We start from the raw sequence: 6,368 nt of genomic DNA, 5'->3' as shown, positions 1-6,368 counted from the left end.
GGTTCCGCCCAGCGGTCCGCCACCGGTTCCGCCACCGGGGTCGCCCCCCGTTCCGCCTCCCGGATCGCCGCCCGTTCCGCCACCGGGGTCGCCACAGCGGCCGGGCTGCTGATGTGGCCGGCCTTCCCCCCGTTCGACCTCACGCCGCTCGCGCCGGTGGGCGTCGCGCTGCTGACCCTCGTGCTGATCGGCCGGTCCGCCCGCACCGGCGCCTGGCTCGCGTTCCTCGCCGGCGCCGCGTTCTTCGTGCCCGCGCTGGAGGGGATCTCCCGCGTCGGCCCGGACGGCTGGATCATCCTCAGCCTCGTCGAGGCCGCCTACTTCCTGCCGCTGGGCGCCGGGATCGCGCTGGTCACCCGGCTTCCCGGCTGGCCGGTCTGGACGGCCGCGCTGTGGGTCGGCGAGGAGCTGATCCGCGGCCGCGTCCCCTTCGGGGGGTTCCCCTGGGCGCGGCTCGCCTTCAGCCAGACCGCCACGCCCCTCACCCCGTACGCGTCCTTCGGCGGCGCGCCCCTGGTCACGTTCCTGACGGCCCTGATCGGCGGGCTCCTCGCCTGCGCCGGCGTGGCCGTCCACCGCGCCCGGTCCAAGGCCGCCCGTTCCCCGGAAGGGGACGTCGACGAGCGGCCCGGAACCCGCCGGGCGCTGCTCCCCGCGGCGGTCTGCCTGGCCGCGGTCGGCGCCGTCGTCGGCGGAGGGCTGCTGATCCCCACGCCCGCCGACGGCCGCCCGGTCACCGTCGCGGTCGTCCAGGGCAACGTGCCGCGCCTCGGCCTGGACTTCCTCGGCCAGCGCAAGGCCGTGCTGGACAACCACGTCAAGGCCACCCACGACCTGGCCGCGCGGGTGCGCGCGGGGCGGGTCGCCAAGCCGGAGCTGGTGGTGTGGCCGGAGAACGCCAGCGACCTCGACCCCTACACCGAGCCCGACGCCTACACCGCCATCGACGGCGCGGTGAAGGACATCGGCGTCCCCGTCCTCGTCGGCGCCCTCACCGACACCCCCGACGGGAAGAAGGTCGAGAACCGCGGCATCGTCTGGGACCCCTCGACCGGCCCGGGCGACTACTACGTCAAGCGGCACCCCGTCCCGTTCGGCGAGTACCTGCCGTTCCGCGACGTCCTGACCAAGCTGATCACCCGGTTCGAGCGGATCCCCCGCGACTTCGCCAAGGGCGACCGCTCCGGCGTGATGGAGCTCGGGCCGGTGGACATCGGCGACGTGATCTGCTTCGAGGTCGCCTACGACAAGGAGGTTCGCGACGTCGCGCGCGGGAACCTGCTGGTCGTGCAGACCAACAACGCCACCTACGGCAAGACCAGCCTGCCGCCCCAGCAGATCGCCATGTCGCGGCTGCGCGCGGTCGAACATGGCCGTACGATCTTGGTAGCCGCGACGAGCGGGATCAGCGCCATCGTCGCCCCCGACGGCCGCATGGTCGACCGGTCCCGGGAGTTCGTCCCGGCCGTCCAGGTCGCGTCCGTCCCGGCGCGCACGGCGCGGACGGCGTCGGACCGGCTGGGGGAGGCGCCGGAGTGGGCGCTGGCGCTGCTCGGGCTCGGCGCGGTCTGCGCGGCGGCATGGACAGCCAGGAAGAACGAGGGGAATTGACGCCGATGGAGATCCCAGCCGGGCTCGGCCGGGTGCTCGTGATCATCCCGACGTACAACGAGCGGGACAACATCGAGCGCATCGCCGGGCGGGTGCGCGAGGCCGTCCCGTCGGTGGACGTCCTCGTCGTGGACGACGCCAGCCCCGACGGGACCGGCGAGGCCGCCGACGCGATGGCGGCCGCGGACGAGCAGATCAAGGTGCTGCACCGCAAGGGCAAGGAGGGCCTCGGCCCCGCCTACATCGCCGGGTTCCGCTGGGCCGCCGAGCACGGCTACGACGTGATGGTCGAGATGGACGCCGACGGCTCCCACCAGCCCGAGGAGCTGCCGCGGCTGCTGTCGGCGCTGGAGGACGCCGACCTGGTCATCGGCGCCCGCTGGGTGCCCGGCGGCCGGGTCCGCAACTGGCCGAAGCGGCGCGAGGCGCTGTCGCGCGGCGCCAACACCTACGCCCGCGTGATGCTCGGCATCCCGCTGCACGACTCCACCGGCGGCTACCGGGCCTTCCGCGCCGCGACGCTGGAGAAGATCGGGCTGGAGGGGGTCGACTCGCGCGGCTACTGCTTCCAGATCGACCTGGCGCTGCGGGCCCTGCGGCAGGGGCTGCGCGTGGTCGAGGTGCCGATCACCTTCGTCGAGCGCGTCCACGGGACCAGCAAGATGAGCCGGGACGTGATGGCCGAGGCGGCGCTGCGCATCACCCAGTGGGGGATGAGCGACCGCATCGGCAAGATCCGCGACCCGGGCTGAGGCGCGCGCGGGGGGCGTACGGGGAAACGAACGGGGCCGTCCCGGCGTTGAACCGGGGGAGAGGTTTTCCGACGACCCCGAAGATGGAGCCATGCTGCCGCTGCTGATCGTCCTGGCGTTCCTGCTGGTGCCGGTCCTGGAGATCTTCGTGCTGATCCAGGTCGGCGAGGTGATCGGCGCCTGGCCCACCGTCGGCCTGCTGATCGCCGAGACCGCGCTCGGCGCGTGGATCGTCCGCCGGGAGGGCCGCCGTGCGTGGCGGGCCCTGCAGGAGACGGCTCGGCGCGGGGTGCTGCCCGACCGGGAGGTCGCGGACGCGGCGCTGGTCATGGCCGGCGGCGTGCTGCTGCTGGTCCCCGGCTTCGTCACCGACCTGGTCGGGCTCGTGTTCGTGCTGCCGTTCACCCGACCGCTCGTCCGCCGCGCCCTGTCGGCGTTCGCGGCGCGGCGGATGCGGGCCGCCGAGGAGCGCGCCGCCACCGTGTTCCCGCCCGGCGCCGCCGGGTTCGACCCCTTCGGCCGGGGGCCCGGACGCGTCGAGACCCCGCCGGGACCGGTGGTCCGCGGCGAGGTCGTCCACGACGACGAGGCCGTCGACGAGCACGGCGACCGGACGTCGCGCGCCTGACCCTCAGGCGTCGCGGACGGCGAGCGCGGCGCCGCCCGCCAGCAGCGCCGCGGCCGTGTAGGCGGCCAGCACGCCGAGCCCCTCCCACGGCCCGATCGGCAGCCTCTCCACGCCCCGCGTCGCCTGGACGGCGAGCCCCGCCGTCATCGGAGAGAGCCTCTCCAGCCGCTCACGCCATTCCTCGTCCCCGACCAGCCGGACGATGACCGGCGCGATCCACAGCAGCGCCAGCACCGCGCCCATCGCCACCGCCTGCTCGCGCAGCACCGTCCCCGCGCCGAGGGCCAGCAGGGCCACCAGCACCAGGTAGAGGACGGTCCCGGCGGCGGCGCGGGCGGTGGGGCCGTCGGTGAGTGACAGCGGCGGGTAGCCGTTCTCGGCCGTGAAGCCGTTGCCGGGCAGGACGCCCCGCCCGGCCGCCAGCGACGCCAGCACCCCCGCCGTCCCGCCCGCGGCGGCGAGCCCCGCCACCACGGCGGCCTTGGCGGCCAGCACGGTGATCCGTCCCGGCACCGCCGCCAGCGTCGCGGTGATCGTCCCCGTGGCGTACTCGCCCCCGACGGCCAGCACACCGAGGACCACCGCGGCCACCTGCCCCAGCTGCACGCCCGACAGGGCCAGCTTCGGCGTGTCCTCCACGCACCCGGCGGGCGCCGTGCAGTGCGCGGTGTCCACCGTGCCGGTCACCGCCGCGCCGACCGCGGCGACCAGCACCGCCAGGGCGGGCGCGAGCCACGCGGTGCTCGGCACCGTGCGCAGCTTCGTCCACTCGGCGTGCAGCGCGTGCAGGCCCGTCCATTCCCGGCCGGTCATGCGTCGCGCCTCGCGACCAGCCGCGCGGCCGCCGCCAGCGCGAGCGCCGTGTACACGCACAGCACCCCGAGTCCCGCCCACGGGTCGATCGACTGGTCGAAGCGGTCGACGGTCTGCTGGATCGCGAACCCGGCCGCCGGGGTGAGCCGCTCCAGCCACCGCGCGGCCGACAGCGGCAGCCCGGTCGCCACGATCTGCGGGACGAGCAGGAGCAGCAGCACGATCGTGATCGCGGGCGCGCCGCGCCGCACGATCACCGCTACCGCCAGCGAGAACACGGCGATCACGGCGAACAGCACCCCCGTCCCGGCGACCGCGCGCAGCACCGCGCCGTCGGTCAGGGGCGGCACCGCCAGCCCGTGCGAGCGCTCCACCGGCCCGGCGAGCAGCACCGACCCGAACGACGCGGCCAGCCCCGCCGCCAGTGACGCCAGGCCCGCCACGACCGCCTTGGCCGCCAGCACCCGGCCGCGCCGGGGAGCGGCCGCGAACGTCGTGCGCAGCGTCCCGCGCCGGTACTCCGCCGTCACGGACAGCACCGCCAGCGTCACGATCGCCACCTGTCCGATCAGCGCGCCGGAGAGGGTGGTCATGGTGACGTCGTCGGCGAACGCGTTGGGCCCGATGTCCCCCACGCCCTTCAGCGTGATCGTCCCTCCGGACCCGGTGCGCCCGTCCAGGGACGGGTCGGCCGCCGGACCGCTCAGGCCGCCGCGGTCCCGCCAGGCGGCGCCCGGCTGCGCCGGCGCCACCGCCACCTGGTCGAACGCCGCCCGCGTGGCGGAGGGCTCCCCCGAGACGCTCTCCCCGCCGAACATCCGCCGCACCTCGACCTTGTCCGGGGCGGCCACGAACACGCCCGCCAGGGCCGTCCGCGGCAGCCCCTTCAGCCGGACGGACCCGACGCGGCGCCAGTCGCGGCCGTCGGCCGAGGCGTAGCCCGTGACGTCCGTCCCGGCGCGGGTCAGCTTGAGCCAGCGCGGCACCGCGCCCGTCCCGCCGCCGGCGCCGCCCTCCTTGTAGCCGCTCAGGAGGCGGACGCCGTGTCCCGGCGTCACCGCCAGCGCCGCGTACGGGGCGCCCGCCCGCGCGCTCCCCCTGACCATCAGGCCGGCCTTGGCCCACGCGCCGCCGCCCTCCTGGGAGGTGACGCGCGCGACGACCGTGCCGTCCCCCGCCAGCGGCAGGTAGGTGTAGTGGCCCATGTCGGTGATCTTGAGCAGCGCGGGGTCGGGCGCTCCGCCGCCCGACCGGGTGGACTGGCTGCCCGCCGCCGCCAGCAGCGCGACCAGCACGGTCAGCAGCACCGACGCCGGCAGGGCCAGCATCCAGCGCCGGACGGTGCGGAGCTTGGTCCACTCGGCGGCCAGCAGCCGCCCGAACCCGTCGCGGGCCTCGTCCTGGACCGTGCTGCGGTACGGCGCGACCGCGGCGGTCCCTGGGGCGCTCACCGGGACTCCCGCCCTTGCGCGGCCTGGAACTCGACCGCGTCCCGGGTCAGCTCCATGTAGGCCTCCTCCAGCGACGCGCGGTGCTCGCCCACCCCGCTGAACCCCACCCCGGCCTCGGTGAGGACCGCGACGACCCGCTCGGCGGCCAGCCCCGTGACGGTGACGGCGTCCGGCCCGGACGCCGCCACCGTGGCGCCCGCGCGGGCCAGGGCGGTCATCGCCTCCCGGCGCTCGGCCGTGCGCACCTCGACCCGGCCGCCGGACGCGGCCTCCAGCAGGTCCGCGACCCTGGTGTCGGCGATCAGCCTGCCCCGCCCGATCACCACCAGATGGTCCGCGCCGCCCTCCAGCTCGCCCATCAGGTGGCTGGAGACCAGCACGGCGCGCCCCTCGGCGGCCAGCGACCGCAGCAGCCCCCGGATCCAGGTGACGCCCTCCGGGTCCAGGCCGTTGACCGGCTCGTCGAACATCAGCACCGGCGGGTCGCCGAGCAGCGCCGCGGCGATCCCGAGCCGCTGCCGCATGCCGAGGGAGAACCCGCCCGCCCGGCGGCGGGCCGCGCTCGCCAGCCCGGTCAGCCCGATCACCTCGTCCACCCGCCGGGACGGCAGCCCGTTGGCGTGCGCGAGCCACAGCAGGTGGTCGCGGGCGCGGCGGGCCGGATGGACCGCGGACGCGTCCAGCATCGCCCCGAGCCGGCACAGCGGCGTCCGCAGCGACCGGTAGGGCCGGCCGCCGACCAGCGCCGTCCCGCCGTCCGGCCGGTCCAGCCCCATGATCATCCGCATGGTGGTGGACTTGCCGGCGCCGTTCGGGCCGACGAACCCGGTGACCTGCCCGGGGCCGACCGTGAACGACAGGTCGTCCACGGCCAGAGTGGGCCCGTACCGCTTGCGCAGGGCCCGTACTTCGATGGTTGCCTCCATGGACCGGGAGACTACGGAGCGCCGCCGCCGGGGGTCGTCACGCCCGGGAGCAGTCTTGGCGGGCGCGGGCCGGGGGAGCGGGCGTCCCCCGCGGGAGGGACGCCGCCGCGGCGCCGTCCGCGCCACAATGGCGTCCGTGGGCGACAGCGACGGGACCGCCGGGCGGGCGCGGTGGCCGGCGGCCGGC

Annotated in this window: 6 protein-coding genes; 3 read left to right on the top strand and 3 right to left on the bottom strand. The window is 76.2% G+C overall.

Annotation, left to right across the window (positions count from 1 at the left end; all coding sequences use genetic code 11):
• Positions 1 to 63 precede the first annotated feature (63 nt).
• From lnt to AB0K37_RS39470, 3 genes are all read left to right on the top strand, one after another.
• Positions 64 to 1,611 (top strand): apolipoprotein N-acyltransferase, encoded by a 1,548-nt coding sequence (gene lnt, locus AB0K37_RS39480; RefSeq protein ID WP_363990600.1) that lies wholly within the window; start codon positions 64 to 66, stop codon positions 1,609 to 1,611.
• 5 nt (positions 1,612 to 1,616) lie between these two features.
• Entirely contained in the window at positions 1,617 to 2,363 is a 747-nt protein-coding gene (locus tag AB0K37_RS39475) for a polyprenol monophosphomannose synthase (RefSeq protein ID WP_363990598.1), read from the top strand.
• 91 nt (positions 2,364 to 2,454) lie between these two features.
• Positions 2,455 to 2,991: an FxsA family protein gene (locus AB0K37_RS39470; protein ID WP_363990595.1), complete on the top strand. Its 537-nt coding sequence runs from the start codon at positions 2,455 to 2,457 to the stop codon at positions 2,989 to 2,991.
• 3 nt (positions 2,992 to 2,994) lie between these two features.
• On the opposite strand, the gene AB0K37_RS39465 is transcribed toward AB0K37_RS39470, so the two are convergent.
• From AB0K37_RS39465 to AB0K37_RS39455, 3 genes are read right to left on the bottom strand one after another with little or no spacing between them, the layout of a single operon-like run.
• Positions 2,995 to 3,804, bottom strand: a complete 810-nt coding sequence (locus AB0K37_RS39465) for an ABC transporter permease subunit (RefSeq protein WP_363990592.1) — start codon at positions 3,802 to 3,804, stop codon at positions 2,995 to 2,997.
• Positions 3,801 to 5,255 carry an ABC transporter permease subunit gene (locus tag AB0K37_RS39460; RefSeq protein ID WP_363990589.1) on the bottom strand — a complete coding sequence of 485 codons (1,455 nt, stop codon included), beginning with the start codon at positions 5,253 to 5,255 and terminating at the stop codon, positions 3,801 to 3,803. The genes AB0K37_RS39465 and AB0K37_RS39460 overlap by 4 nt, the downstream gene beginning before the upstream one ends.
• Positions 5,252 to 6,181, bottom strand: a complete 930-nt coding sequence (locus AB0K37_RS39455) for an ATP-binding cassette domain-containing protein (RefSeq protein ID WP_363990587.1) — start codon at positions 6,179 to 6,181, stop codon at positions 5,252 to 5,254. Before AB0K37_RS39455 ends, AB0K37_RS39460 begins: the two co-directional genes overlap by 4 nt.
• Between the last annotated feature and the right edge of the window lie 187 nt (positions 6,182 to 6,368).

Source organism: Actinomadura sp. NPDC049753 (assembly GCF_040674655.1).
GTDB lineage: Bacteria > Actinomycetota > Actinomycetes > Streptosporangiales > Streptosporangiaceae > Spirillospora > Spirillospora verrucosospora.
The sequence above is the reverse complement of the archived record's forward strand: the minus strand, read 5'-3'. Positions and strand labels throughout refer to the sequence as shown.